The organism is Stenotrophomonas sp. AN71 (genome assembly GCF_050435725.1).
Taxonomy (GTDB): Bacteria; Pseudomonadota; Gammaproteobacteria; order Xanthomonadales; family Xanthomonadaceae; genus Stenotrophomonas.
Genome location: NZ_JBNDKU010000013.1, coordinates 76,793 through 102,358, shown reverse-complemented (window position 1 = coordinate 102,358; position 25,566 = coordinate 76,793). Strand labels below are relative to the sequence as shown.

Annotated in this window: 30 protein-coding genes; 10 read left to right on the top strand and 20 right to left on the bottom strand. The window is 65.7% G+C overall.

Annotation, left to right across the window (positions count from 1 at the left end; all coding sequences use genetic code 11):
* The first annotated feature begins 96 nt into the window (after window positions 1-96).
* The 3 genes from ABH900_RS17985 (at window position 97) to ABH900_RS17975 (ending at window position 5,483) form a co-directional block, all read left to right on the top strand.
* Window positions 97-3,267: an efflux RND transporter permease subunit gene (locus tag ABH900_RS17985; RefSeq protein WP_429624481.1), complete on the top strand. Its 3,171-nt coding sequence runs from the start codon at window positions 97-99 to the stop codon at window positions 3,265-3,267.
* Window positions 3,268-3,330: 63 nt separating this feature from the next.
* The gene (locus tag ABH900_RS17980; RefSeq protein WP_429624480.1) at window positions 3,331-4,068 is read left to right on the top strand and encodes an SDR family oxidoreductase; all 738 of its coding nucleotides are present in this window, start codon (window positions 3,331-3,333) and stop codon (window positions 4,066-4,068) included.
* Window positions 4,062-5,483: an efflux transporter outer membrane subunit gene (locus ABH900_RS17975; protein WP_429624479.1), complete on the top strand. Its 1,422-nt coding sequence runs from the start codon at window positions 4,062-4,064 to the stop codon at window positions 5,481-5,483. Before ABH900_RS17980 ends, ABH900_RS17975 begins: the two co-directional genes overlap by 7 nt.
* A 41-nt stretch (window positions 5,484-5,524) precedes the next feature.
* On the opposite strand, the gene ABH900_RS17970 is transcribed toward ABH900_RS17975, so the two are convergent.
* The gene (locus ABH900_RS17970) at window positions 5,525-5,902 is read right to left on the bottom strand and encodes a VOC family protein (protein ID WP_429624478.1); all 378 of its coding nucleotides are present in this window, start codon (window positions 5,900-5,902) and stop codon (window positions 5,525-5,527) included.
* Window positions 5,903-6,043: 141 nt separating this feature from the next.
* Here ABH900_RS17970 and ABH900_RS17965 point away from each other — a divergent pair, with 141 nt between their 5' ends.
* Entirely contained in the window at window positions 6,044-6,307 is a 264-nt protein-coding gene (locus tag ABH900_RS17965; protein WP_429624477.1) for a hypothetical protein, read from the top strand.
* Window positions 6,308-6,325: 18 nt separating this feature from the next.
* Here ABH900_RS17965 and ABH900_RS17960 read toward each other — a convergent pair whose 3' ends face one another.
* On the bottom strand, window positions 6,326-7,183 hold the full coding sequence (locus ABH900_RS17960; RefSeq protein ID WP_429624476.1) for an endonuclease/exonuclease/phosphatase family protein: 858 nt from the start codon (window positions 7,181-7,183) through the stop codon (window positions 6,326-6,328).
* Between the two features lie 406 nt (window positions 7,184-7,589).
* Here ABH900_RS17960 and ABH900_RS17955 point away from each other — a divergent pair, with 406 nt between their 5' ends.
* Complete coding sequence (locus ABH900_RS17955; protein ID WP_429624475.1) at window positions 7,590-8,816, top strand: cytochrome P450; 1,227 nt, start codon at window positions 7,590-7,592, stop codon at window positions 8,814-8,816.
* A gap of 20 nt (window positions 8,817-8,836) precedes the next feature.
* Here the strand turns inward: ABH900_RS17955 and ABH900_RS17950 are convergent, their stop codons facing one another.
* Both ABH900_RS17950 and hchA read right to left on the bottom strand, forming a co-directional pair.
* A complete protein-coding gene (locus ABH900_RS17950; RefSeq protein WP_429624474.1) occupies window positions 8,837-9,541 on the bottom strand; it encodes a PA1136 family autoinducer-binding transcriptional regulator in 705 nt (234 codons plus the stop codon).
* 4 nt (window positions 9,542-9,545) lie between these two features.
* Entirely contained in the window at window positions 9,546-10,418 is an 873-nt protein-coding gene (gene hchA / locus ABH900_RS17945; protein WP_429624473.1) for a glyoxalase III HchA, read from the bottom strand.
* A gap of 379 nt (window positions 10,419-10,797) precedes the next feature.
* Here hchA and ABH900_RS17940 point away from each other — a divergent pair, with 379 nt between their 5' ends.
* Window positions 10,798-12,021, top strand: a complete 1,224-nt coding sequence (locus ABH900_RS17940) for a cytochrome P450 (protein WP_429624472.1) — start codon at window positions 10,798-10,800, stop codon at window positions 12,019-12,021.
* 18 nt (window positions 12,022-12,039) lie between these two features.
* On the opposite strand, the gene ABH900_RS17935 is transcribed toward ABH900_RS17940, so the two are convergent.
* Window positions 12,040-14,058: an esterase/lipase family protein gene (locus ABH900_RS17935; protein ID WP_429624471.1), complete on the bottom strand. Its 2,019-nt coding sequence runs from the start codon at window positions 14,056-14,058 to the stop codon at window positions 12,040-12,042.
* A gap of 140 nt (window positions 14,059-14,198) precedes the next feature.
* On the opposite strand from ABH900_RS17935, the gene ABH900_RS17930 reads away from it, so the two are divergent.
* Window positions 14,199-14,660, top strand: coding sequence for a methyltransferase family protein (locus tag ABH900_RS17930; RefSeq protein WP_429624470.1), 462 nt, complete (start codon window positions 14,199-14,201; stop codon window positions 14,658-14,660).
* 14 nt (window positions 14,661-14,674) lie between these two features.
* Here the strand turns inward: ABH900_RS17930 and ABH900_RS17925 are convergent, their stop codons facing one another.
* Together ABH900_RS17925 and ABH900_RS17920 are read right to left on the bottom strand one after the other, a co-directional pair.
* Window positions 14,675-15,157, bottom strand: coding sequence for a hypothetical protein (locus tag ABH900_RS17925; protein ID WP_429624469.1), 483 nt, complete (start codon window positions 15,155-15,157; stop codon window positions 14,675-14,677).
* Between the two features lie 27 nt (window positions 15,158-15,184).
* The gene (locus tag ABH900_RS17920) at window positions 15,185-15,631 is read right to left on the bottom strand and encodes a hypothetical protein (RefSeq protein ID WP_429624468.1); all 447 of its coding nucleotides are present in this window, start codon (window positions 15,629-15,631) and stop codon (window positions 15,185-15,187) included.
* A gap of 203 nt (window positions 15,632-15,834) precedes the next feature.
* Between ABH900_RS17920 and ABH900_RS17915 the strand changes: the two genes are divergently transcribed.
* On the top strand, window positions 15,835-16,251 hold the full coding sequence (locus ABH900_RS17915) for a hypothetical protein (RefSeq protein ID WP_429624467.1): 417 nt from the start codon (window positions 15,835-15,837) through the stop codon (window positions 16,249-16,251).
* Between the two features lie 276 nt (window positions 16,252-16,527).
* On the opposite strand, the gene ABH900_RS17910 is transcribed toward ABH900_RS17915, so the two are convergent.
* Both ABH900_RS17910 and ABH900_RS17905 read right to left on the bottom strand, forming a co-directional pair.
* Window positions 16,528-16,779, bottom strand: coding sequence for a helix-turn-helix transcriptional regulator (locus ABH900_RS17910; protein WP_429624466.1), 252 nt, complete (start codon window positions 16,777-16,779; stop codon window positions 16,528-16,530).
* The gene (locus ABH900_RS17905) at window positions 16,776-17,030 is read right to left on the bottom strand and encodes a hypothetical protein (RefSeq protein WP_429624465.1); all 255 of its coding nucleotides are present in this window, start codon (window positions 17,028-17,030) and stop codon (window positions 16,776-16,778) included. Before ABH900_RS17905 ends, ABH900_RS17910 begins: the two co-directional genes overlap by 4 nt.
* 64 nt (window positions 17,031-17,094) lie before the next feature.
* Here ABH900_RS17905 and ABH900_RS17900 point away from each other — a divergent pair, with 64 nt between their 5' ends.
* The gene (locus tag ABH900_RS17900) at window positions 17,095-17,748 is read left to right on the top strand and encodes a hypothetical protein (RefSeq protein ID WP_429624464.1); all 654 of its coding nucleotides are present in this window, start codon (window positions 17,095-17,097) and stop codon (window positions 17,746-17,748) included.
* Window positions 17,749-17,768: 20 nt separating this feature from the next.
* On the opposite strand, the gene ABH900_RS17895 is transcribed toward ABH900_RS17900, so the two are convergent.
* The 4 genes from ABH900_RS17895 to ABH900_RS17880 are packed head-to-tail and all read right to left on the bottom strand — an operon-like array spanning window position 17,769 to window position 20,470.
* Window positions 17,769-18,113, bottom strand: coding sequence for a hypothetical protein (locus ABH900_RS17895; protein WP_429624463.1), 345 nt, complete (start codon window positions 18,111-18,113; stop codon window positions 17,769-17,771).
* Window positions 18,110-20,020: a DNA cytosine methyltransferase gene (locus ABH900_RS17890; protein WP_429624462.1), complete on the bottom strand. Its 1,911-nt coding sequence runs from the start codon at window positions 20,018-20,020 to the stop codon at window positions 18,110-18,112. Before ABH900_RS17890 ends, ABH900_RS17895 begins: the two co-directional genes overlap by 4 nt.
* Window positions 20,013-20,333: a hypothetical protein gene (locus tag ABH900_RS17885; protein ID WP_429624461.1), complete on the bottom strand. Its 321-nt coding sequence runs from the start codon at window positions 20,331-20,333 to the stop codon at window positions 20,013-20,015. Before ABH900_RS17885 ends, ABH900_RS17890 begins: the two co-directional genes overlap by 8 nt.
* The gene (locus ABH900_RS17880; RefSeq protein WP_164116115.1) at window positions 20,330-20,470 is read right to left on the bottom strand and encodes a hypothetical protein; all 141 of its coding nucleotides are present in this window, start codon (window positions 20,468-20,470) and stop codon (window positions 20,330-20,332) included. The genes ABH900_RS17885 and ABH900_RS17880 overlap by 4 nt, the downstream gene beginning before the upstream one ends.
* A gap of 35 nt (window positions 20,471-20,505) precedes the next feature.
* Here ABH900_RS17880 and ABH900_RS17875 point away from each other — a divergent pair, with 35 nt between their 5' ends.
* Window positions 20,506-21,117, top strand: a complete 612-nt coding sequence (locus ABH900_RS17875) for a hypothetical protein (protein ID WP_429624460.1) — start codon at window positions 20,506-20,508, stop codon at window positions 21,115-21,117.
* 2 nt (window positions 21,118-21,119) lie between these two features.
* On the opposite strand, the gene ABH900_RS17870 is transcribed toward ABH900_RS17875, so the two are convergent.
* The 7 genes from ABH900_RS17870 to ABH900_RS17840 form a co-directional block, all read right to left on the bottom strand.
* Window positions 21,120-21,377: a hypothetical protein gene (locus tag ABH900_RS17870; RefSeq protein ID WP_429624459.1), complete on the bottom strand. Its 258-nt coding sequence runs from the start codon at window positions 21,375-21,377 to the stop codon at window positions 21,120-21,122.
* Window positions 21,374-21,595, bottom strand: coding sequence for a hypothetical protein (locus tag ABH900_RS17865; RefSeq protein WP_429624458.1), 222 nt, complete (start codon window positions 21,593-21,595; stop codon window positions 21,374-21,376). Before ABH900_RS17865 ends, ABH900_RS17870 begins: the two co-directional genes overlap by 4 nt.
* The gene (locus ABH900_RS17860; RefSeq protein WP_429624457.1) at window positions 21,592-21,882 is read right to left on the bottom strand and encodes a hypothetical protein; all 291 of its coding nucleotides are present in this window, start codon (window positions 21,880-21,882) and stop codon (window positions 21,592-21,594) included. Before ABH900_RS17860 ends, ABH900_RS17865 begins: the two co-directional genes overlap by 4 nt.
* Window positions 21,882-23,609 (bottom strand): YqaJ viral recombinase family protein, encoded by a 1,728-nt coding sequence (locus tag ABH900_RS17855; protein WP_429624456.1) that lies wholly within the window; start codon window positions 23,607-23,609, stop codon window positions 21,882-21,884. Before ABH900_RS17855 ends, ABH900_RS17860 begins: the two co-directional genes overlap by 1 nt.
* 2 nt (window positions 23,610-23,611) lie before the next feature.
* A complete protein-coding gene (locus ABH900_RS17850) occupies window positions 23,612-24,454 on the bottom strand; it encodes a hypothetical protein (protein WP_189487105.1) in 843 nt (280 codons plus the stop codon).
* A gap of 207 nt (window positions 24,455-24,661) precedes the next feature.
* Window positions 24,662-24,955 (bottom strand): KTSC domain-containing protein, encoded by a 294-nt coding sequence (locus tag ABH900_RS17845; RefSeq protein WP_429624455.1) that lies wholly within the window; start codon window positions 24,953-24,955, stop codon window positions 24,662-24,664.
* An 85-nt stretch (window positions 24,956-25,040) separates the two neighbouring features.
* Window positions 25,041-25,562: a hypothetical protein gene (locus tag ABH900_RS17840; RefSeq protein ID WP_429624454.1), complete on the bottom strand. Its 522-nt coding sequence runs from the start codon at window positions 25,560-25,562 to the stop codon at window positions 25,041-25,043.
* Window positions 25,563-25,566 lie beyond the last annotated feature (4 nt).

Below are 25,566 nucleotides of genomic sequence, written 5' to 3'. Positions count from 1 at the left end.
GCTGCCGGCGCCAGCGGCGGCCTTTCCTGCCTTCGTCATATCGGCGAGGGGTAGGGGGGCTGTTGCCCGCCGTCAGCCTTTCCCAGGAATTCCTCCATGGACTTTTCCCGTTTCTTCATCGACAGGCCGATCTTCGCGGCGGTGCTGTCGATCGTGATCTTCGCCGCAGGCCTGATCACGATTCCGATCCTGCCGATCAGCGAGTACCCGGAAGTGGTGCCGCCATCGGTGGTGGTGCGCACGGTGTATCCGGGCGCCAACCCCAAGGTGATTGCAGAGACCGTCGCCACACCGCTTGAAGAGGCCATCAACGGCGTCGAAGGCATGATGTACCTCAAGTCGGTCGCCGGTTCCGACGGCGTACTGCAGATGACCGTCACCTTCCGCCCGGGCACCGACCCGGACGCGGCGGCGGTAAAGGTGCAGAACCGCGTGGCGCAGGCACAGGCACGCCTGCCCGAGGACGTGCGCCGCCAGGGCGTGACCACGCAGAAGCAGTCGCCGACCTTCCTGATGGTGGTGCACCTGACCTCGCCCCAAGGCAAGTACGACACCCTGTACCTGCGCAACTACGCACGCCTGCACGTCAAGGATGCGCTGGCGCGTATTCCGGGTGTGGGTGACGCGCAGATCTTCGGTGGTGGCGACTACGCCATGCGCGCCTGGCTGGACCCGGACAAGGTGGCCTCGCGCGGCCTGACCGCCAGCGATGTGGTGCGCGCCATGCGCGAGCAGAACGTGCAGGTCTCGGCCGGCCAGCTCGGCGCCGAGCCGCTACCGAACAGCCAGTTCCTGACCCTGATCAACGCCCAGGGCCGCCTGAAGAGCGAGAAGGAATTCGGCGACATCGTGCTCAAGAGCGGTAACGATGGCGAGATCGTGCGCCTGGCCGACGTCGCCCGTCTGGAGCTGGGCGCGGGTGACTACACCCTGCGTTCGCAGCTGGACGGCAAGAACGCGGTCGGTATCGGTATCTTCCAGTCGCCGGGCGCCAACGCGCTGGATATCCGTGACCAGGTCATCTCGACGATGGACGAGATGCAGAAGACCATGCCGGCCGACGTGAAGTACGAAGCGGTGTATGACACCACCATCTTCGTGCGCGACTCGATCAAGGCCGTGGTCTCCACGCTGCTGGAGGCGATCGCGCTGGTGGTGCTGGTGGTGATCCTGTTCCTGCAGACCTGGCGTGCTTCGATCATCCCGTTGATCGCGGTGCCGGTGTCGGTGGTGGGTACCTTCGCTGCACTGTATCTGCTGGGCTTCTCGATCAATACGCTGAGCCTGTTTGGCCTGGTGCTGGCGATCGGCATCGTGGTCGACGACGCGATCGTGGTGGTGGAGAACGTCGAGCGCAACATCGAAGAAGGCCTGTCGCCTACCGCAGCGGCGCACCAGGCCATGCGTGAGGTGTCCGGCCCGATCGTGGCGATCGCGCTGGTGCTGTGTGCCGTATTCGTGCCGATGGCGTTCCTGTCCGGTGTCACCGGCCAGTTCTACAAGCAGTTCGCGGTCACCATTGCCATTTCCACGGTGATCTCGGCGATCAACTCGCTGACCCTGTCGCCGGCGCTGGCCGCTCGCCTGCTGAAGGCCCACGGCGCCCCGAAGGATGCTCCGAGCCGTTTGATCGACCGCCTGTTCGGCTGGGTGTTCCGTCCGTTCAACCGCTTCTTCAAGTCCAGCTCGGAAAAGTACGAGCGTGGCGTGGCCCGCATCCTCGGCCGTCGCGGCGCGGTGTTCGTGGTCTACGCGATCCTGCTGGTCGGTACCGGCGTGATCTTCAAGCTGGTGCCGCCGGGCTTCATCCCGACCCAGGACAAGCTGTACCTGATCGCGGGCGTGAAGCTGCCGGAGGGTTCGTCGATCGCGCGTACCGATGAAATGCTGCGCAAGGTCGCCAAGATCGCCCAGGAAACCGATGGCGTGGCCCACACCATTTCGTTCCCGGGCCTCAATGCGCTGCAGTTCACCAATACGCCGAACACCGGTGTGGCGTTCATTCCGCTCAAGCCGTTCGCCGAGCGCCATGGCCGCACCGCCGCGCAGATCAATGCCGAGATCAACCAGAAGATCGCTGGCCTGCAGGAGGGCTTCGCCTTCGCGATGATGCCGCCGCCGATCCTCGGCCTGGGCAACGGCAACGGCTACCAGATGTTCATCGAAGACCGTGGCAACCTGGGCTACGGCGCGCTGCAGAATGCCGTGCAGGCGATGCAGGGCACCGTTGCGCAGACCCCGGGCATGGCCTTCCCGATCAGCAGCTACCAGGCCAACGTTCCGCAGCTGGATGCCGAAGTCGACCGCGTCAAGGCCAAGGCACAGGGCGTGCAGCTCACCGAGCTGTTCGACACCCTGCAGACCTACCTGGGGTCGGCCTACGTCAACGACTTCAACCAGTTCGGCCGTACCTGGCAGGTGATCGCCCAGGCAGATGGTCCGTTCCGCGAGACCGTCGAGGACATCGGCAAGCTGCGCACCCGCAATGATCGTGGCGAGATGGTGCCGATCGGTTCGATGGTCACCATCAAGCAGACCTTCGGCCCGGACCCGGTGCTGCGCTTCAACGGCTATCCGGCCGCCGATCTGGCCGGTGAAGCCGACCCGCGCCTGCTGTCTTCTGCAGAAGCGATGAACAAGCTGACCGAGATCGCCGGCAAGGTGCTGCCGGTGGGCATGACCACCGAATGGACCGACCTGAGCTACCAGCAGGCGACCCAGGGCAAGGCGGCCTTCATCGTGTTCCCGGTGGCGATCATGCTGGCCTTCCTGGTGCTGGCCGCACTGTACGAAAGCTGGTCGCTGCCGCTGGCGGTGATCCTGATCGTGCCGATGACCCTGCTGTCCGCGCTGTTCGGCGTGTGGCTGACCGGCGGTGACAACAACGTGTTCGTGCAGGTCGGCCTGGTGGTGCTGATGGGCCTGGCGTGCAAGAACGCGATCCTGATCGTCGAATTCGCCAGAGAGCTGGAGATGGGCGGCAAGGGCATCGTTGAAGCCGCGCTGGAAGCCTGCCGCCTGCGTCTGCGCCCGATCGTGATGACCTCCATCGCCTTCATCGCCGGCACCGTGCCGCTGGTGCTGTCGCATGGTGCAGGTGCCGAGGTGCGCTCGGTGACCGGTATCACCGTGTTCGCAGGCATGCTGGGCGTGACCCTGTTCGGCCTGTTCCTTACGCCGGTGTTCTACGTGGCCCTGCGCAAGTTCGTTACCCGCAATGGCGGTGGCCAGCTGGTGCAGCACGGCGAGCCGACCATCCACCACTGACATGGAACCCCGTCGCCGCCGGTCACTGGCCGGCGGCGGCATTTCCCCACAAGGCATGAATCCATGAATACCCATCAGAACAAGATCGCGCTGGTCACCGGCGCCACCCGTGGTATCGGCCTGGAAACCGTGCGCCAGCTGGCGCAGGCCGGCGTGCATACGTTGCTGGCTGGCCGCAAACGCGAAACCGCCGTGGAGCACGCATTGAAGCTGCAGGCCGAAGGCCTGCCGGTGGAGGCGATCCAGCTGGACGTGACCGATGCGGCCAGCATCGCCGACGCGGTCGAGCAGGTGCGCCAGCGCCACGGCCGCCTGGACATCCTGGTCAACAATGCCGGCATCATGGTCGAGAACCCGGCGCAGCTGCCGTCAGAACAGTCGCTGGAGACCTGGCACCGCACCTTCGGCACCAACGTGTACGCGCTGGTGGCGGTCACCCAGGCGTTCCTGCCGCTGGTCAAGCAGGCCAAGTCCGGGCGCATCGTCAACGTCTCCAGCATGCTCGGCTCGCAGACCCTGCATGCCGATCCGGCCTCGGGCATCTACGATTTCAAGGTTCCGGCCTACAACGCCTCCAAGGCGGCGGTGAACAGCTGGACGCTGAGCCTGGCCTACGAACTGCGCAACACGCCGATCAAGGTCAACACCGTGCATCCGGGCTACGTGAAGACCGACATGAATGGTGGCAACGGTGAGATCGAAATCAGCGAAGGTGCGCGCTCCAGCGTGGAAATGGCGCTGATCGGTGAGTCCGGCGCCAGTGGCAGCTTCACCTACCTGGGCGAGGTGCTGCCATGGTGATCCGCACGTTGGCGATGGCCGTCTCCAGCCTGGTGCTGGCAGGCTGTGTCAGCGTCGGCCCCAACTACAAGGCCCCGGCGCAGGAAACGGTGGTCCTGCAGGGCGCGCAGCAGCCGGTGTTCAGCACCGCCTCGCCGGTGGCCAGCTGGTGGGCGCAGTTCGACGACCCGGTGCTGGAGTCGCTGGTGCATGGCGCGCTGTCGGACAACCTGGACCTGCGCGTGGCCGTGGCCCGGGTCAGCCAGGCCCGCGCGGTGTTTGTCGAAAGCCGTTTCGACCAGGCCCCGCACATCACCGCAGGCGGCAGCTACGACCGCCGCAAGCAACCCGATCCGCAGCTGGGTGGGCAGCGGGTGTTCAGTGAAAGCTACCAGCTCGGCTTCGACGCCGGCTGGGAGCTGGATCTGTTCGGCCGCAAGCGCCGCGCTGCAGAAGCCGCACGCGCCGATCTCGGCGCCGAACAGGCCAACCTGGCCGATGCGCAGGTGCTGGTCGCCGCCGAAGTGGCACGCAACTACTTCGAGCTGCGCGGCACGCAGAAGCGCATCGCGGTGGCCCAGCACACCCTGGTCAACCTGCGCGATACGCAGAAGCTGACCGAGGCGCGCTGGGAGCTGGGCGCCGGCAGCGAGCTGGATGTGCAGAGCAGCCGTGCTCGCCTGAAGGCGATCGAGGCCGACATTCCGTTGCTGGAAGTGGCCGAGACGCAGTCGCGCAATCGCCTGGCAGTACTGCTGGGCCAGCGCCCGGAAGTGCTGACCGATATGCTCGCGCCGCATGATGTGCCGGCCTTCGCCAAGGCATTGCCGCTGGGCGATACCCGTGAACTGCTGCGCCAGCGCGCCGATGTGCGGGTGGCCGAACGTCGCCTGGCGGCGGCCACCGCGCGCGTCGGCGTGGCCACCGCCGACCTGTTCCCGCGGCTGTCGCTGTCCGGCTTCGTCGGCTTCCTCGGCGGCGACGCCGGTGGTCTGGTCAACGGCAACAACAAGGCGTGGTCGCTGACCCCATCGCTGAGCTGGGCGGCGTTCGACTTCGGCACCGTGCGTGCACGCCTGCGTGCCAGCAAGGCCGAGGCCGAAGGTGTGGCTGCGCAGTACGAGCAGGCCGTGCTGCTGGCGCTGGAAGACACCGAGAACGCGCTGACCCGCTATTCAAAGCAGCAGGCGCGCCTGGGCATCGTGGTCGAGCAGGCGCAGGCGGCGCGGCGTGCCGAGTCGCTGGCGCAGATCCGTTACCGCGAGGGCTCGGAGGACTTCCTCACCCTGCTTGACGCACAGCGCACGCAGCTGGCGGCCGACGATGCGTTGGCGGCCGCCGAGGCCGAGGTCAACGTCAGCGTGGTTGGCGTGTACAAGGCATTGGGTGGCTGGGGTCAGTCGCCACAGCCACCAAGCGTCGCGCAGGTGCAGTAACCACATGGGGACGGAGGCGGGTGCTTCCGTCCCTTTCTGGTTCAGGGCCACAGGTTGGCCGGCGTGTCACGTTCGCGCATGCGCACCACACAGAAGCGATGGCCCGTGGGCGCCTCCATCACCCACCAGCGTTTGACGAACCCGATCCGCCGCGCCCCGAGCGCCTCCAGCCGATCGGCCTCGGCATCGATGTCGTCGCTCTCGATGTCCAGGTGCACCCGTGAGGGATGTGCCACGCGCTGCACTTCCACCTGCAACCCGCCCGGCGCCTCGCGCAGTTCGGCGTACTCGGCGCCGTCCTCGGCATGCGACGGTTGCGCCTGCAGGCCGAGTGCGGCTGCCCAGAACCGGGCACTTTCGTCGGCGGGAATGTCCTGGCAGTCAATGATGAAACCGGCCAGACGGCTCTGGTGTGCCATGCCTTGCTCCACAGTTCCGGGATGCGGGCAGGGTAGCGCGACCGGAGCCGTGCACGTCGTCACAGTCGTGACGTTTCTGACTCTGCCGGAATCCCTGTCCGCCGTGTAACTAGTGGGGCAGTTATCGGGGGAGGACATGTGATGACGGATGGCAGACGGGATACCCAACGCATGTTGTTTGGCGATCCAGGTCCACCGGGCGCCGGGCTGTCGGTGGCCGTGGTGGTGCTGATGGTGCTGGCGACGATGGCCGCTGCCGTCGGCTTCCTGCGGCTGCAGGATTCGATGCTCGGGCTGGGCCTGATCGGTATCGCGGTATTCCTCGCGGTCGGCGCCCGCATCTGCCAGGCGCGCGACCAGCATCAGGCGCTGTATCGCCTGCTGTCACGACAGCCGCCGTTGTAGCGGTGGCGGCTGTCGGGCTCAGTGGCTGGGCCAGTCCAGCTCGACCACCAGTGGGAAGTGGTCGGAGGGCAGCACGCCGTCGACGCGCCGGTCATCGGTGAGGAAACTGCGCGCATGGAAGCCGCGCACCAGCACCCAGTCGAGCTGCACGGTGGCCTTGCCGGTGAAGTCGTGGAAGGTCAGCCGGGGGCCCTGCGCTGTCTTCACCTGGGTACGGGTGTCCTGCAGCACGCGGGTGAACGCCTTGTAGGTCTCACCGCCGGGTTCGCTGTTGAAGTCGCCGGTCAGCACCACCGGCAGATCGGTCGGCAGGCTGGCCACGCGCTTGCCGATCAGCTCGGCGCCCTTCACCCGGCGCGGCTCGTCTTCGTCGCGGTAGGGCAGATGGGTATCCATGAAATAGAAGCGACGGCCGTCGTCGATGCGGCGGAACAGGGCCCAGGTGACCATGCGCGGATACAGGTTGCCCCAGGTGATGCTGCCCGGCACATCTGGCGTGTCGGACAGCCAGAAGTTGCCTGATTCCTCGACCGCCAGCACTTTGCTGTCGTAGAACACACCCATGTGCTCGTCGCCGCTGCCGCCGCGACGGCCTTCCCCGAACCAGCGGTAGCCGGGCAGGTGTCCGGCCAGGTACTCGGCCTGCTCCTGCACCAGCTCCTGGGTGCCGATCACCGCGGGATGCGCATCGAGAATGACCTTGACCATCGCATCGCGGCGGTCGGGCCAGCGCTTGCCGGGCTCAGTGTCGGCCGGGGTGCGCACATTGAACGACATCACCTTCAGTGGGGCAGGTGCCGCTGCCCAGCTGTTGCTGAAAGGCAGGCCAAGCGCCAGCAGCGCATACAGCGCGGGGCAACGGAAACGCGACGACATCGTGGAATCCCTCCATTCCATGAAAACGGTTTCAAGAAGCATCGCACGGATCGCCGGTACGTGGCTGTGCGCGCGCTGGCGGTATCCAAGGGCTCTCTTGTGGCGTATTCAGGCGGGCCTTGACGATGCGTTGACCTGCCTGCGCGCGGTGGCGTGCTAGAACGACCCTGCCGGGAGCTGGATCCCGGCACCGCAACAGCAACCCCTAACGGAACGACAAGGAGCTGTGCCATGACTCGACTGATTCGCGCGCTGCAGGTGTCGCTGAACCTGCGTTCGGACAATTCCACGCAGTGCATCCGTTCCAAGTATCGCTACTGGAATATCTTCTGACCGGAAGGACTCCACGTATTCGATGACATCGCCAGGGAAGGTCGATGATCTTCCCTGGCATCGGGGGCAGGGCATGGATGAGCGTGCAACGGATGCGGAAGTGGTTTCCATCGACGATCTGCTCGAACGCGTGCGTCGCGAGGGGCCGGTCCTGCGCTTCAACAATGATGTTGTCGGCATCTTCGATCCGGCCCTGGCGGTCAAGATCGACAAAGCCAACACCGACCAGCACACCGTACCGGATTCACTGATCGATTTTCTCGGACTGCGCGGCGCCAAGGACCCGGTTGCCTGGCGTGAGGTGCGCGCACTGTTGAGCGAGCAGGCCGGACGCCTGGCCAGCCCCGCGCACATGCGCGAGCTCTACACCCGCATGCATGGCTTCCTTGCCCAGCGCGCTGACCGTGCGCATGACCTGAGCGAACTTAGCTGGTGGACGATCTCGCAGTCGCTGCTGCCGTTGCTGATCGATGGTCTCAGCCGGTCCGATGTCGACGCGCTGATCGGCGAGCAGAAGACCCGATACAACGCCATCGTGCTGCAGAACTTCTCGTTCTGGCGGCGGATCATCGATTTCCATCTTTCCCGCCGCGCGGCACGTACCGTGTCACGGCACATTCGACGGCGCGCTCGCGACCCGGTGGCCCGCGAAGATTTCCTGCAATCGCTGCTGCCGCTGGTGCAACGGGTGGGCGTGGACCGCGTGGCCTATCTGGTATCGATGGTGCTGGCCGGCATGTCGGGCCTGCCGGGCATCACCGCCGCCAGCCTGCTGTACGCCATGCATCGTTTCCCGCAGTGGCATGCACGTATCCGCGAGGAAACCTCGGCGCTGAGCCTGGAGGAACTGTACGCGCTGCCGATCAAGTCGTTGCCGTGCACGTCGCGCTTCGTCAAGGAAACCCTGCGCCTGTGGCCAGGGTTGTTCGCATTGCATCGTCCTGCGTCGCACGATATCGATATCGACGGCGTCTGCATCCGCAAGGGAGGGGCGTACGAACTGTCGTCCTATTTCCAGCATCACTCACCGGAGTACTGGCAGGCACCTGACAGTTTCGATCCGGACCGTTGGCTGCCCGAGCGGCGGCAGCCGAACAAGGGCGCCTACGTGCCGTTCGGATTCTCGTCGCGTGCCTGTATCGGCAGTGCGGTGGGCCATGCCCAGCTGCTGCTGTTCTGCGCACTGGTGACCCGTGATTTCGATCTGCAGGTACAGGAAGACCCCGCGCCCTGGATGCAGTTGGAGGGCTTCGCGATTCCGGTTGATTTCATCGGTACGCTGACGCCGCGACGTGCCTGAGCATGGCGGTGCTGCCGCACTCAGTCTTCGATTTCTCCACGGCGGCTTGCCGCGCGCACGGCCTGCGCGGTGGTCGCCACGCCCAGGCGTTGCCGCGCGCGCCGCAGGTGATTCTCCACCGTGCGTGCGGACAACCCCAGCGTCGCGGCGATCTCGGCCTGGCGCCGGCCGGCGGCGATCCAGCGCAGTACTTCACGTTCGCGCGCGCTCAGCGCGCCTGCGGGAACCTCCGTTGGTGCTTCGGCCAACCGCCGCGCCGCACGGAATGCCGACGCGCCAACCGTTTCCAGCAGCAGACGGGCGCTGGCGGACGCATCGATCGATGTGCCGGCGAGGCTGACCGCACCTTCCAGTCCGGTGGGACCGAAGACGGGTATCTGCAACCCATGCAGGCCCTCACCACGTGGCTGCTTCACCACCTGGTAGCGCTCGCCGCGCACGCCCTGGCGTTTGCTCCAGAAGAACGGGGCATCGCTGTCCAGCACGTGGCGGTTGACCGGACAGGCATGCAGATAGCGGGCAAGATCGGTATCGCTGCCATCGCCAAACCAATCACCCTCGATCCAATACACGCGCTGGGTGCCGCGCTCCAGCCCGGTGCCTGTGGCGAACAGCAGCAGGTGGTCGTAGCCGAAGGGGGTGGCGGCAGCACGCAGCACGCTGCCGACCACGCCCAGTGACCGCGCTTGTTCCAGTTGCAGCAGCGCGGGCACCAGGGCGGTCATCCGTTCAGGACCCGGCCAGTGCGTCTAGCAGCGTACGCGCGGCCAGCTTGCCCAGCGCATTGCCGGCCAGCGGGCTGTCACCGGTCAGCAGCAGGCGGTCCTGCAGCACGCTGCCGTCAATGCCGTCATTGACGATCTGCACGCCCTGCTGGGCCAGTCGTTCACCAAAGAACCAACGCAGCTGCCCGGGCATGTAGCCGATGTCCGGCGTCTGCCGGTCCATGGAGTCGGGGAAGGCGCAGATGCGATAGCCACGGAACAGCGATCCGCCTTCGGCTTCATCGACGCCGGCCGCCAGCAGGGCTGCCGGACCATGGCAGAGCGTGATGATGTGGCGCTGCCGGTCCATGGCCCACTGCAGCGTGGCCTTCACCGCGCGGCTTTCCGGCAGACCGATCAGTGCGCCGTGGCCGCCGGGAATGAAGACCGCCGCGTAGTCCGAATCGTCATCCAGCCCCGCCACCACGTCGTCCAGCTGCAGCGGCTCGCGGAAGCGGGATTCATAGCGCTCGTACAGGCCACTGATTTCGCGATCCTCGCGCGGGAAGGCCCACCATTCGAACTTGGCAGCGTTGCCGGACAAGGTCGCCACGTCGATGTCGAAGCCGGCCTTGTCCAGGTGGTACATCGGCAGCAGCGTTTCCACCGGGTGGTTGCCGGTGGAGAACAGATGGCCATTGGCGGTCGGCAGGTAGCGTTCGTCCGCGGCGATCATCAACACCTTCCAGCGACCATCGCGGCGCGCATCCGGATAGTCCGCGCCAGACAGGTCGCTCCTGGCTGAAGTGAACTGCGAAAGCGAATACGGCGACGGGAAGAAGGCATCGCGCTCGGCCGGATCGGGGCTGGGCTGGCGGCTGGGTTCTTGCGTGTTCATGCGGACCTCCGAGGGGGACAGTGGGCCCAGCATAGGAGGCCGCATGCGCAGGCGCGATGAGGGATTCCCCTCAATGCGCGCCGACGTGGATGTTGCAGCGCGACACCCCGGGCGGTTGGACAGCGGGATTATGCCGTGTTATCAAGCCGGTGCCGGGATAATCCCGGCATAACCACACAGCAAGCAAAGGAGTGAAAATGAAAAGATTCGCCCGAGCATTGCGCGTCAGCCTCAACATCCATCCGACAGAGAAGAGCAGTGTGTGGACGGTCTGGCAGATCTGGGTAGAGTTCTGATTCCCCGGAGTTTCTCCCGGGATTGATCTGCAGCAGGACGAAGGGACTCGTCTTCGAGTCCCTTCTTGCCGGAGGCGTACTTCATGCAAGGGACCTCGAATGAAGGCAGCACTGTTGCTGCCGAGCGCCTGGCCGCGCGCGTCGAGCGCGAAGGTCCGGTACTGAAGCTGGAAACCGGCGGTATCGGGGTGTTCTGCCCGGAACTGGCCGGCAAGGTCGACAAGGAAAATTCCGAGCACCTGTATGTGATCGAATCGCTGGCGGATCTGTTCCGCCGGCATGAGCGCGTGCGCTGGACCGAAGTGCGCAGCCTGATTGCCACGCGCAGTGCCGAGCTCACCGATGCGCAGACGCTGCGGGCGCTGCAGTCGCGCATGCGGCAGGCCCTGGATGCGGTCTGCGGCACGGAACAGGATGCAACACCGGCCATCTGGAAGGTGATGGCCCACCCGCTGATTCCACTGGTCATCGACGGACTCGACGCACGCGGCGTGGCGACCATCGAGCGCGCGCTGCATCTGCGCTACAGCATCCAGGTCGAACAGGTGATTCACCGCCGCGACCTGCTGCGCAATTTCCTCATCAACCGTGCTGAATCGCGCACCATCCACACGGAACTCAAGCGGCGTGTGCGTGATGGCCGCTCGCATCTGGACTACGCGCAATCGTTGCTGACCCTGCGCGAACGCATCGGCCTGGACAAGGTGACCTATCTGGTGACCGTGCAGCTGATCGCCATCTCCGGCGTGCCCGGAATGATGGCCGCGTGCCTGCTGCTGGCACTGCAGATGCATCCGCAGTGGCGCGAGCGTATCGAAGAGGAATTCGCACCGCTGTCGGATGCGGAGATCCAGGCACTGCCGATGGCGCGCATTCCCTGCACGATGCGGTTCCTGAAGGAAGTAATGCGGCTGTACTCCACGCCCTTCAACAATCGCCGCGTGGCGGTCTGCGATCTGGACGTGGAGGGGCAGGCCATCGCCGAAGGCACGGTGTTCGAGCTGAGCTCGTTCATCCAGCATCGCTCGGCGAAATACTGGGATGACCCGCTGCTGTTCGACCCGGACCGCTGGTTGCCGGAGCGGCGCAAGCGCACCGCCGGCATCTATGTTCCCTACGGTTTCCCGACACGCTCCTGCGTGGGGTCGGCGGTGGGCAACGCGCAGCTGGTGTTGTTGTGCGCGCTGCTGGCACGCGAGTATCGCTTCACCCCGGGTGCGGACTACCGCCCTGAAGTGCGCATGGAGGGTTTTGCGATACCGGCTGCGCTGCACGGCACATTCTCGCGCCGTGCTCCGCTTCCCTGACCGGCAGGGCAGGGCGGCTTATCTGCCGCTCTGCGCGTGCTCCTGCATGTCCTCGTGCAGGATCCGCCGCAGCTCGACGATGGCCGGGGTGGCCTCCTGCACGCTGTGCCCGGACACGATCACCTTCTCCGATTCCGCGTGCGGCAGGTGCGAGCTCCAGTAGGGCACCAGGCCGTCGTCGGTTTTTTCCAACGGGCCATCGGCCTTGGCGCGGGCGATGATCGAGTGGTAGTGCACCTTGGACGACATCGGTAGATCGGCCACGGCGCGGACGAACGGATCATCCTTGTCCAGGTTCTGGATGCTGTTCATCTGGTAGCCATGCTTGCCATCGTTGCGATCGATTTGGCCGTCATTGGCCAGCGTGGTCACGTCTTCCAGTACGGTCAACGGCAGCCGCACCAGGCGGCCGATCCAGCGACCAAGCCGTGTGCCGGCCACGTCGGTGCCGCGGTGCGGTGTGGCGATGAACACCACGCGCGATACTTCCGGTTCCGGCAGGAAGGTCAGCACCGGTGCACCCTTGGTGCGCAACAGCTCGCGCTGCGCGGGCGTCATCTGCGCAGTGGCCAGCAGCGTATCGACCAGGTGGTCGCCGGAGGAAGAAACCATCAGCCGCGCGATCACCCCGCCCATGCTGTGCCCGACCAGCACCATGTCATGCGAGGCCTGTGCGTTGCCGCTGGGATCGAAGTGCTGGAACACCTCGGCCAGCGTGTGGCGCATCGCATCGTGGCTCATCGCGATGGGCATGTTGGTCGGATAGTAGAACTGCCAGACCTGGAAGTCCTGGCGGATCTCATCGTCGCGCATCAGCTCGTTGGCCACGTTGACCCAGGCTTCCGGGCTGCTGGCCAGGCCATGGATCATCAGCAGCACGCGGCGGTTCGGGTCATAGGGCTGCATCATGAACAGATGTGGCCTGTCGATGCCGCCCTTGCCGCCGAACAGCGAGCGCAGCGACTGGTGGCTGAAGTTGGACCGCGCCAGCCACAGCGCGTAGCCCGCAGTGAAGTTGGCTGCCAGCGGCACCTGCTGGCCGTGCAGGGTCACTTCCGAGACCTGGTAGGGGTCGTGGATCTCCAGCTCCGGCTCGTCATCATGCAGCACTTCCCACAGGTTCTTTCCCGAGAAACGCAGCAGCACGGTCATCGACGGCGAGGGCATTTCGCTCCAGCTGCGTTCCACCCGCGTCGTCGAAGCGGAGGCCGCTGTTGTCGGTGCGGAGGCGGCGCTGTTGGCCGCCGGATCGTCCATGACCGCTACCAGTTCGGCACCGAAGCCATCGCGGCGATGCACGCTGCGCAGTGTGCCGGTGAACGACAGCGACGCTGCCGGCACCAGCTCGGTCGGGGTGCGGCTTTCCAGCGGCGAGCCCTCACCGGAAGGTGCCAGCACGAATGTCCAGCGGCCCAGCTGGAAATGGCTGGCATCGCTGTGCACGCGACCGGTGGCATAGGCGTTGTACAGCTGCACCGAAGCTTCCTGCACGGCCAGGTTGTAGTAGTCGCGCACCTGGGTCTGACGGTCTTCGAAGCCGCGCTGGTTGGCGGTGCGCTCGGTGAAGAACAGGTAGGCATAGGCCTGCCGCGCGACCTGCATCCAGGCATCCAGGCGCGGCTGGAAGTTGGCATCCAGTTCGGTGATGGCGGTCTTGGCGCGGCCTGAAGTGGAGTACTCGCGCTTCGGCGCGGGCAGCGTCATCGCATACTGCAGCCACAGCTCGGACAGGCTGGAGCGCTTGTCCTCCTCGCGGACCACGATGCTGCCTTCCAGCGCCTCGATGCAGGGCAGGCCAGGCTTCGCACAGATCCCTTCGTCCAGGCCCGCCACGCGCAAGGTTTCCGTCGTCGCCGAGCTGAGCTTGCCGGTGGTGAGGATGTCACCGCGCTTGAGCGCGATGTACTGGCCGGGCGTGACCGAGGCCACCTGCACCGACGGCCCGAACTGGCGCAGCGTCGCGCAGCCACCCAGGGTCAGCAGCACGGTGATGATGAGGGTCGTGCGGCCAATGAAGCCCAAGCCCGTGGTAGCCATACGATCCTCCTGCGCGGTGGCGCCACTCTAGCGGCCGGCCCGTCAAAGCGGAATATACCGGGCGGTCAGTGGCTGCCCATCGGGCGATTCAGGCATTCCCGTGTGACACTGCAGTGAATCGAACTGACGCAGGGATCGCGATGACCTGGCTGGAGACCCGTATCCCGCCGCCGCTGGTGATGGTGCTGTGTGCTGCCGCCGGCTACGCGGTGAGCCGGCTGCTGCCCGGTGTTGGTTTCCGGTTGCCGGTGCCGGCCGTGCTGGCGGCGCTGATGATGATCGCCGGTATCGTGCTGAACCTGCTACCGAAGCTGTCCTTCCGGCGCGCCGGCACCACGGTCAATCCGTTGCGGCCTTCGGCGTCGAGCTCGTTGATCGTGCACGGGCTATACCGGCGCACCCGCAATCCCATGTACCTGGGCCAGGCGTTCGTCCTGCTTGGGGCCCTGTTGTATCTGCAGAATCTGGCTGCACTGCTGGCGGTGCCGCTGTTCGTGGTGTACATCATCCGGCTGCAGATCCTGCCGGAGGAACGGGCGTTGTTGGCCCGCTTTCCCGACGCGTACGCGCAGTACCATCACCGCGTGCCGCGCTGGCTGTAGCGTCGGCTACACCATCAGCGGCTGATCTGGCACTTCACCGCAGCCGAATAGCCTTCGTAGTCGTCGCCGGCGATCACATGCAGGGTGTGGCGCTTGTCGATCGCCTTCACGTAGGACGGCTCTTCGGTGTTGGCGTGTTCGTTGACCTTGGTCACCGACCAGGCTTTGGCCAGGCGCTTGGCATCGACGCCGTTCAAGTACACGAAGAGGCTCTTCTCGCCTTCGGCCACACTTACATCGGCACTGGTCACGGTGCCACCGAACAGCGCGACCGGCGTGTCTTCCGGCTCGAACGTACCACCGGGTTTCTTCGCCAGTCCGGCGGCCTGCAATGCGTCGATGGCTTCGGCCTCGCTGAAGTTCGAGCCGGCCCTGCAGGCCAGCAGCGCTTCCAGCGTCGCGGTGCCAGGCGGGGCGATGGCCGGTGCCGCGGCGTGCGTGGCTGGGGCTGCGGCGAGGGCGGCGAGGAACAGGGAAATCGTGAGGGCAGCTTTCATGGCAGATCCTTCTGATGGGAGCAGGAATCAGAACGCCGGTTCGATCACCGGGAATTCCTCAGCGGAGGAGTAGAGGCGATAGGCCTGCGTGGCGCCGGCGCGGACGTTGATTTCGGTCGAGCGCCGGCGGGAATTATTGGTCTTCTCCGATTGCAGCACGCCGCACAGGCCTCGCCCCTGGACAGGCGTGGCGGTCAGTACGTGGCGCCCCTCGGCCAGGACAACGGACAGGCGCTCGGCGGGGTCGAGATGTGCGGCCATCTTCCCGTCGACCATGACGCCCATGTAGCAGCCGCTGCCCACGAATCCGACGTCGCGGGTGACCATGATGGTGCCCGTGGGTTCACCCTGGGCGTCGATCGGGAAAATGCGCGCGGCCGGAGTGTCCTTGATCTGCTCGGGCGATGCCTGCTTGGTGGGCATGCAGCCGGACAGTGCGGCAACCAGCAGGGCAGGGACGAGCAGCTTCTTCATCGCAATTCTTCCTTGGCGGAGATCGGGGTCTCGATGGCCGGAATGATGCAATGAAATGGGCCTGGAGTTACAGCCTTCCAGACGTGCAGGCACAAAAGTGGCCGGAACCCCGGTCGTAACGGGATCCGGCTTCTTGCCCAGGACGGGCAGGTTTTCCCTGAACTTGCCGGCCGGGTAGACTCGCAGGCCTACAGGGAGGACGCATGAAGAAGATTTCGGCTCTGGGGTTCTTGGTCCTACTTGCCGCCGGATGTTCCTCAACGGCATTAGCCCCGGGGACAGCGAAGGCTGTGTCAGCCGGTCGGTTGTACGACGCCAGTTACCTTGAAAGCAGTCCCGATCGCTCGGCGACCATCAACGTGACTCGTGACAAAGGGTTTGCGGGCGGTGGCTGCTCGTTCGACATCCTGATAGACAACCAGAAGGTCGTTGCGTTGAAGCCAGGCGAATCGGTCAGCATGCACGTGGTGCCTGGAACCTACTTCCTGAAGCTTGAGGCCGGTGGCGGTCTTTGCCAGAACGTCTCAACGTTCCAGAACTTGACGGTCGCTGCTGGTGATGTCCTGGCCTATCGCATCGCCTGGCCTGCCGGTGGACGGCCAACGATGGAGCGGCAGTAGATTGCTGCTCCTCTATGGTTTGAAGTACTTCTAGGTGACGCATTCCAGGCGCTGGTTGTACCCCTGCAGTCGTACGGCCTGCAATGGAAGCCTTGGGTAACATTGGACAAAAAAAAGCCGGAGACCCTTGATTTCCTTGGGTTCCGGCTTCGTTTTGGTCCCGACTGGACCGGCAAATGGTGGAGGTGGGCTCTATCCCACGGCGCCCGCAAGTTGTTGATAAAGCAGCTTGCTTATGTCTTACAAGGTGGCGCATGCCCCCAATGATGCCCCCGCCTACGCGGCCTTTGGGAGGTCCGTTTCCCCAGGTGCTGGTGGGGATCGCTCCGCCAGTCGTTCTGCCTGCCACGCATCCACCTCGGCTTCGACCCAGGCGACCATTCCATCGCCCAGAGGAACCGCAGCCGGGAACGTCCGTTCGTGGATCCGTTTGTAGATCGTCGTCTTGCTCAGGCCCGTTCGGCGCCGAACCTCTGGCATCCGAATGAAGACGAGCGGCTTCGGGCTTGCAAGGATGTTGTCGCTCATGCTTCCTCCTTCGGCACGCCGGCGGCGGCCAGATTGGTGCCGCGGCGGCGGCGTTTCGAGACGGGGGCCATGATTCGCTGGGCTTCGGTCCGATCCCCCCGCGACAGTTCGATCAGCGCCAAGCCCCGGGCCTCCCAAGCACGCACGGTGGCCCTGTTGGCCTTGCCGAGGTCGATTCCTGAAAGCCTGGCCAGCACATGGCCCACCTCGCGGAAGTCAGGCACGTCGGTGCACTGCAGAAGATCAGCCATGCCCAAGCACCTCGCGGTTTGAGCCCGTGGCAGAATACAGGGCAGTCCACGGGGGGATCAGGGAATGAGTATTCTCGACGGCATTATTCAGTGTTCGCCGCTGAGCGCGACTTGTGAAGTGTGGTGGGAAGCGTACGCCGCAGCAGCCGGAATCATGGGCGTTTCGGTGGCTGCGGGCGCACTGTTGGTCGCATGGGTGGGGGTTGGGGTATCGTTCCTTGCTGCTTTTGCGGTGTGGAGGTTGGGGTCTGAAGCAAATCACCTTGCTTCTGCTCCTGCAAAAGCGGCGGAAGTCGAGCGGGATCGAGAGCGCACCGTTCTCCTGTCGGCTTTGTATGGCGAGCTTCTTCGCGTATCGGGCGATTCCGGTGCTTGGCATGGTTTGGCCAGAGAGTTTGGTGTCGACCACCTTCTCGACACTGAGCAGAGCCGCTTGGCCGCAGCTGCTGCATTGACAGATATAGACATGCCGCTGACCAAGTCCCTGCTGGGTCGACTCCACGTATTGCCTACTAGTGAGTCCAGCCGCTTGGCTCGGTGCTTGGGCATCGTCTCCGTGCTTCACGCCTCTGTCGAATCCCTCAAAGCTGCTGATAGGAGCAACCCGGGCTCCAGAGAGGTGATCCTTCGACTCATCGGAGACACGATCAGGCTTGATGAGATTAGCAATGAGATGTCGGACATCTGCGCCATTGAGATCTATCCAGGCGCGAAGTGACGAGTGAAAGGGCACTTTGATCATGCGCACGACGAATCCTCCATCAATAGACTGACGTTGATCTGCCAGCCAGCCTCGCGGGCGCCCTGCAGGCGCAGCTCGTTGGCGTCGAACTCATCCAGGCCGAGGGCCCGAATTGATGCCTCCAGATGCTCAGGTGCGAGCGGTCGGCTGACGGCGAACAGGGAATAGACGGTGTGCGCGCTGCGGCCCCAAGCCGGGGCCAGATCCATCAGCCGCATGCCTTCCTCGCGGAGGTGGCGGCGCAGCAGTTCGCGGACGGTGCGCGCGTCCTTGGCGATGACCATGGGCCGGCCGGTGATCTTCCGGCGCACATGCATCACCTGGTGGCGACGGGCGCTCATGCGGCCTCCTGCATCAGGGCCTTGACCAGCGCCTTTGCGGTGCGGTTCGGGACCGCGTTGCCGATCTGCTTGGTGATCTCGGTGGCGTTGCCGGCGAAGTCGTAGACCTCGCCCTCGTCATCGAACGAGGTGGCCCGTGCCAGCTCGCGCCAGTGCAGCATCCGGTAGTTGATATCGATGCGGATCTCGTCGGCCCCGTCTGCTGCAGCGGCAGCCAGGCCCAGCTCGCCCCGGTTGGCACCGGTGATGGTCGGCAGCGGCTCATCCAAGCCGCGCACGCGCTCGCCGCCGTGGTGGGTCACCGGCATGGTGAACGGCTCAGCCAGCGCCAGGGATTCGGAGCAGGTGATGGTGGGCATGGGCTCGCTGGCCGGCCGCATGTCGCCGGTGCGGCCATTGCCGACGTTGCCGCGCATGACGATGGGCTCGGCCAGAGCCATCTCGTTCGATCCGGTCAGCGCAGGCACCGGGGCGTCAGCGTCCAGCACGCGGCTTACGGGATTGCGGCCGTCGCTGTCGCCGTGCCCGGCGCGCATCAGCACCGGCTCGGCCAGACCGAAGCGGGCTTTGGTGGTCACCGAAGGCACCGGCTCAGCCACGGACTGTGCGGTTGCGGTGGCGCCGTAGTACTGCGCCACCAGCGGCACGGCGAGGGCCTGGTCGCCGCCCTTCGCGGTGGTCACTGTGCGGATCGGCTCAGCGGCGGAACGCGGCACGCCTGCGCTGCTGGTGTTCGAGGTGGGCACGATGATCGGCTCCACCAGCTGCGGCCGCGCGCAGCCAGGGCGCTCGGCGCCCGCGCCGCCGGTGGTGATGGTGGGAAGCGGCTGGTCCAGATCACGCGCTGCGCCGCCGCTGCTGGTGGCCAGCACCAGCCCCACATGGCCGCCGCCTGCAGTGAGCGTGGGCAGCGGCTCGTCGGCGGACTTCGCCGTGGCCTGCAGGTGCTGCGCGCTGGTGCCGCGCAGGTGCACCAGCATCGGGTCCACCTCGATCAGGCCCTGGGCGATGGCGTCCGCACGGTTGAACACCAGGCGGGGCACGGTGCCGTCCAGCAGCGCCTGCACTGCGTCGTTATAGGGCTGGGGCCAGCGGTACTTCTGCGCACCCGCCAGGATTCGCCGCAGCGTGTTGGGCTTCAGGGGCTTCTTCCGGCTGAAGATGCTGTTGCCAGTCATGGTCCAGTCGATTACCTCGCGCGCACCGCGCCAGCGCTGCCGGCTGCCCAACAGGTCGGTACCGCCCACCCGGTCATGGCTCGGCTCGGGCCAGCGCAGGCGTTTGCCGTCGCTGCGGCCGATCAGGAAGAAGCGCCGGCGCGTGGTGGGGTCGCCGTAGTCCGCACAGGTCAGGATCTTCCAGTCGACCTTGAAACCTACGGCCTCGAGCGCGGCAACCCATGCGCGGAAGTACTCGCCGCGGCGGGACTTGATCGGCCGGCCGGTGATCAGGCTGCACGGGCCCCATTCCATGAACTCGGGCACGTTCTCCACCAGGATGCGGCCGACCCGAAGCTCCGTGCACCAGCGGACGACGTGCCAAGGATCCATGCGCTGCTGGTCATGCACCGGCCGGCCGCCCCGCGCACGGCTGTGGAACACGCACGACGGGGCAGCGATGAGCAGATCGAGACGGCCCTCGGGCACCAGCGTGAGCGGCAGCGCCGATTCCAGATCCGCACAGTGGATGCGGTCGGCGTGGTCCGCATGGTTGCGGCGGTTCGTCTCAATGGCGACAGGCCAGTGATTCACGGCAATCAGCTGCACCGGCCGGCCCAGCTCCCGCATGGCGCGCGCCGCACCGTTCGAAAGGCCGCCGGCACCGCAGAACAGGTCGCCGACCAGCGCGGCGCGAGTGCGGGACTTCGGGGTGATGCGAATGTCTGGCGCTCGGGAGCCGTCAGCCATGGTTTTCTCCAGTCAGTTCGGCGCGCAGCTGCTCAACGCGCGCGCGCCAGTAGTCGATGGTTTCGTCGCTGCTGCTGCGCAGCGTTTCGTGGTGCCCGAGGGCAGTAGCGGCGGTGACCAGGTCATCGATCAGGCCCGGCCGGGTGGTGCTGATGCTGCCGTCGGCGCGCAGTTCGGCCACCTCGGCCTGCAGCTGCTCGATGCGTTCGTTGGCCTGGGTGAGCCACTGCCGGTAGGCGTCCTTCGTCGGCTGCCGCATGCGGGCAGGGATGCCGGGCACCTCCGGCGCCGGCACCAGCACCAGGCCGCTCACCCCCGGGCCTCGCGGCGGGCTTCCGCCAGGATCTCGCGCAGGTCGTCCTGCACCTTGCGGTCCTCGCCCTGGGCGACAGCGGCGGCCACAGCGCGCTCCAGCGCGTAGACCCGGTCGTTCGGATGGATGTAGGTCATGGCAGAATCGGCTCCAACAGGGACAGGGGGACGGTATGTCGATGCTTGACGGTGTGAGCCAGTGCTGGTGGCTCAGCAAGACTTGCGAGGTCAACTGGGATGCGTGGGCGGCAGTCGGCACCGTCACAGCGGTGTTCGCAGCGGTGTTCGCACCGTCTATTCAGCAGCGCCTCGTCCGCCGGAAGGCGACCGCGCTGTTCATGGCGGCGTACATGCATGACTTGGTCGATGCGCACGCCTGCCTGCGCAAAGTGGATACCGACATGCCGGTGGGCAAAGACACCGAGCATTCGATGTGGGTAGATGCCCACCACCTCATCAGTCGTGAGCACCGGGTCAGTTATGCAGATAGCCTGAAGTTCGGGCTGTCGCGATTGGCTGTGCGTGAAGTTGACCTCACCAAATGGCCTGCCGTCGACCTGCATGCTGCTACTGGGGTAGTCATCGCGATTGAGACGGCGAAGGCCGTTCTCGCGGCCGCAACTGCACTGCCTGATCTGGAGAAGGAGAAGATTCCAGCTACGCTGAAGATCATCCGGGGTGGCATCAATGCTGCACTCCAAGCCCTCGCGCTCGCCGAGGCGGAAGGAAACAAGCGCTTCGGCTGGCTGATGGAGAGCTATAGGAAACGTGCAGAGCGCAGGTAGATTCATGCCGCTACCCCCATCGCCTGCAGGTCGATGTCGTCCACCTTGTCGCGCAGGAAGCGGCGCGCGCGGCGCAGGTGGCCGGCGATCACCGGGCGGTCCTCATGGGCGAAGAACGTCAGCACGTGCATGTGCAGCGCACGACGGTGGTCGCGGCGGTACAGGCGCCAGGTGATAGCGCTGCCGTCGACGGTCGGGAACCGGCCCCAGGCAAAGCCGATAGTTTCCTTGGGGGCGCGGCGGGCGATGTGGCGGCTCATACGCTCGCCGCCTTCTTGCCCACACGGCGATCGCGCCCACCCTCGACCACCTGCCGACGGCTGATCGTGGCCTTGTCGATGCCACTGTTGCCCAGGACTTGGACCTTGCCGCCGGCGGCCTCGAAGCGAGCCAGGTCGCTGGCCAGCCTCTGCCGGTCCTGCTCCTTCTCGCGATCAGTGGCGCCGCTGAAGACTGGCTTCGCGTGAATGCTGGTCATGCTGCTGCTCCTTCGTAGACCCAGCGGCGCACGGTCCCGAACGGGACACCCAGCGCCGCGCTGATCTGGTTGACGGTGTTGCCGCTGGCCCGGAGCTGCCGGGCGCGGCGTTTGGTGGTGGCCGGCCAGTACCGGGCGTGAGGCTGGCGTGGTACCTGCATTCCCTGGCAGCGCGCCATGTCCTGGACCGCGCGGGGAGAGCGCCCGAGGGCAGCCGCGACGGTCATCGCGTCGCGGCCCTCCATCCGGCGCAGGGCCCGCAGTTCGCTGGTGCGCCAGAACTCCATCACGCGGCCTGCGCGTAGGTATCGGGCAGCGGCTGCTGCAGGTGGCGGATCATGGCGCCGCGCATTGCATCGATCTGGCTGGCGTCGTACAGCTTCGAACCGCGCTCGGTTGAGACCGGCTCGAAACCCAGCTGGCGCAGGCCTTCGGCGTCGATCTTCAGGGGGGCGATCAGGTCTACGACCTGGCCCAGCTTGATCTTGACCACCGCACGCGGCGTTGCGCTCGCTGCCGGGGCGCTCGCCACTGCCGTCGGCGCGGTGCGCATCGGTGCCGCTGCCGGCGCTTCCGGTTCTACCGCCTGAGCCGCCTGGGCGGACTGCTCAGCTGCAGCAGCGGCCGCGTCGTCGGCTGCCTTCTGCTGCGCACGGGCCTCCTCTTCCTTGCGGATCTTTTCGCGCTCGGCGTCCAGGCGATCCTGCTCCGCCTGCTGATGCTGGGAGATGCGCGCCGCCATCAGGTTGCGCAGATCTTCTGCCGACTTCGTGGAGCACAGCTGCACGCGATCGGGGAACAGGGCGGCATGGGTGCCGACCTCCATTTCCATCACGCGGATGTTGGCGCGGATCCGCTCAGCCGACTGACTGGCATCGACCTTGGCGTTGGCAGCCACCGTGTCCACAGCTTCCTGCATGCTGGCGAACGAGCGCTTGCCCTTCATCGCATCGCCGATATCGGCGATCAGCGTGGCCGGCATCGGGATGGCGTGCTCGCCCAGAGTCTCGTTGATGGCCAGCACGTGCTGCTGCACCGCGCGGCGGGCGGCGTTACCGATCTCGGTGCGGCGCTCGTCCTTGCGGGTCTTGACGCGCTTCTCCAGCGCTAGGCGCTTCGAACGGGCTTCCTCGGCGATGGCATCGATCGTGCGGAACAGCAGGTCGATGCTCTGGGTCTGGCTCAGTGCGTGCTGCTTGGCGGCCTTCAGCTGGTCCTCGATGTCGCCGCACCACTTCACCGTCTTCTCGGCATCCGCGAAGTCCTGGTCGCTGACCAGTTCGGTGCTGATGCACTGGAACACGGCGATGGCCCGTTCCTTCCACTCGGCCAGATTCGACGCGGTGACCATGCCGGTTACTTCGATGCGCAGGGCCGGCATCTGGTCCGGCGCGCGGCCGGCGGCCACCGGCTCGGCCGCCGGCGCCGGGTCATAGGCCATCACGTCGGCGTCGAACTGTGCCCAGCCGGCCACGATCCTGGCGCGCAGCTCGGGGTTCGGCGTGTACCAGCAGTGGCGCTCCTCGACAAGTTCGTCGCCGTTCCACTTCGATGCCATGAACAGCACGCGCTCGGCTCCGCTGACCATGGCCTGGTGCTCCATCTGCACCTGGTAGTGCAGCGGCAGGCAGGCGTCGCCGCCGTCCACCGGTATGGCCAGACGCAGGTCGTCGTTGAGCGACTTGTGCTCGAACGCCTTGTCCTCCAGCAGGGTCAGGCCGTCGAAGCTGGCGGAGAACTTGCCGTCCACGCCCACGCAGGGATACAGCTCCTCGCCGATGATGCGCTCGGCCAGCGGCCGGGCCAGGTCTTCGAAGCGGTGGCCATCGGCGAAGCGCTGCAGGGTGGCGGGGTCGTGCTCGATAGCGGCGCCAGTGGCGAATTCGCGCACCAGCTGGCTGCGGGTTTTGTATGGGCTGCAGCCCATCATTGCCGGCGCGTCGCTGGCGTTGAAGTGGCTGGCGCGATGGGCGTGCCATTCCGGCGTGCCCTGGATCAGGCTTACGGTGCGCATGTTCAGCCCTCCACCGCATTCTGGGGAGCAGCGTCGGTTTCGCCCTGCGGCTCGCCGTTGTCGCCCGTCTCAGCCTTCGGAGTGGTGCGGATCTCCGCCAGCTGCTGAGCGGTAAAGCGCGCACGGGTCTGCAGCGTGGCGATCAGATCCTCAGCGGACTTCTTGCCGCTGGCGATGATCTCCCGCCACTTTGGCAGGTTGGCTGAGAAGTCGGCCTCGGAGTAGAGCGGCAGCTGCTTGTCGGCCTGGCCCTCGATGGCGGCGCGCGGCTGCTCGCCGGTGGCAGCACCTGCCTGCGGGATGTCCATGACTTCCTCGGCGATGGGCATGCCGCGCAGTACGTCCGGGAACACATCGCGCAGCGCGAACGCTCGGGCACGCATCTGACGCATGCGCTTTGGGTACTGGGTCCACGGGCCGGTCTTGCCAAGCAGGTTTGCGACCTTGGCGTCTTCGGTGCTGAAGGTGCGGACTTCCTCAGATTCGCCGCGACGCTTCACTCGGCAGACGGCCGTGCCACCATCGTCCGATTCGGTGACGTACTCGCAGAGCGGTGAATTGCGGACGAGCGCGATCACAGCATCGCCCCACAGCGCGGGCCGGCCATTGATGATCGCGATGTTCTGCAACGCCTGGAGGGGCTTCAGGCCCAACTCGGCGCCCCACTGCATAGCGATGAGGCAATTGCCGGGCTTGCCCTTGAAGTCCTTGGGGACCATGTCGCTGTCGGCGAGGATGTCGGCGAAGGTCAGAGCCTGCTCAAACGTCTGCGGGCTGAGGTCGAACTGCTGTCGCGCCGGTGCGGGGAGTGCACTGGCCTGCTGCTGGGTGGCGGGAACGTTCATGTCGCTGGATCTCCGGCCGGCGGGGCCGGCGTGCATGGAATAGGGGTGGAGAGGGCCGGTGCTGATCTCCGGCATGGCCTACTGCGGACTTGAACCGCCTTCGCTCGATCTGCTGGCCTAGCAGTCAGGGGACCGCCCCATCACCGGAGTCGAACCGGCACGTGCTTCACCGTGCGCATCAGCCTGCGCATTCCTCTCCGTAGTCGGTCAGGCGGCCAGCTGCTGCTCGGCGACCTTGTGGTACGGATACTTCTCCGGGAACGGCTTGATGTAGGCGCCGAAGTGCTTGCCCAGCGATTCGGCTTCCTTGAACGCCTGGAATTCCTCGGCGCTGAAGTTGGCGTAGTGATAGAGCGATCCGGGGCCGCGCTTGTCGCCGTATCCGCGCGTGAAGCGGATGGCCAAGGTGTTGCTATCGGCGTCATGCCCGATGCTGTGGATCTGGCTCGACTGCACGTCGAACAGGGTGATGTGGTTCCGTTCCGGCATGGTGCGGGTCATAAGTGTTCTCCTGGGCGGGTAGAGAAGTGCCCGTCTTTCCGGGCTGTCAGCCCTGCGCCACAGGGGGAAGCGCAGGGCAGGGGGATCAGGCGGCGAGGTCTTCCTGTTGCTTGGGTTCTTCGGCCTGGCCGGGCTGCAGGGTCAGGACCACGTTTTCGCGGATCAGGGCTTCGGTCAGCTCCGCGACTTCGTCCGGAGTGACGCTGGCCGAGGCCTTGAACGACAGCTCCACGCTGCCGCCTTCCTTCGGGGCGATAACGAACTTCTTCAGCTTCACGTCCACCAGGAAGATCGGCTGCGTGCTGTCCAGTTCGCCGTCGATCTGCAGTTCGAAGCCCTTGAATTCGTGGCCGACCTTGATGGGCTCCAAGCTCGGGATCTTGATCTCGGTCAGGTGGTCGCCGATGGTCGGCAGCGACTGCTGCTCACCCTTGCCCGGCTTGCGGAACAGCGCCTTGCGCAGTTCCTTGTCGAAGTGGTCCAGCACCAAGTTGCTGGTGCTGGTGGTGATGGAAAGGTCGACCGCCAGGTGCCGCTCATCGCCGTGCTTCTCGATGCGCAGGTTCACGTTGGAGACGGCCGCCGGGTTGTTCTTCAGGTGGAACATGTGG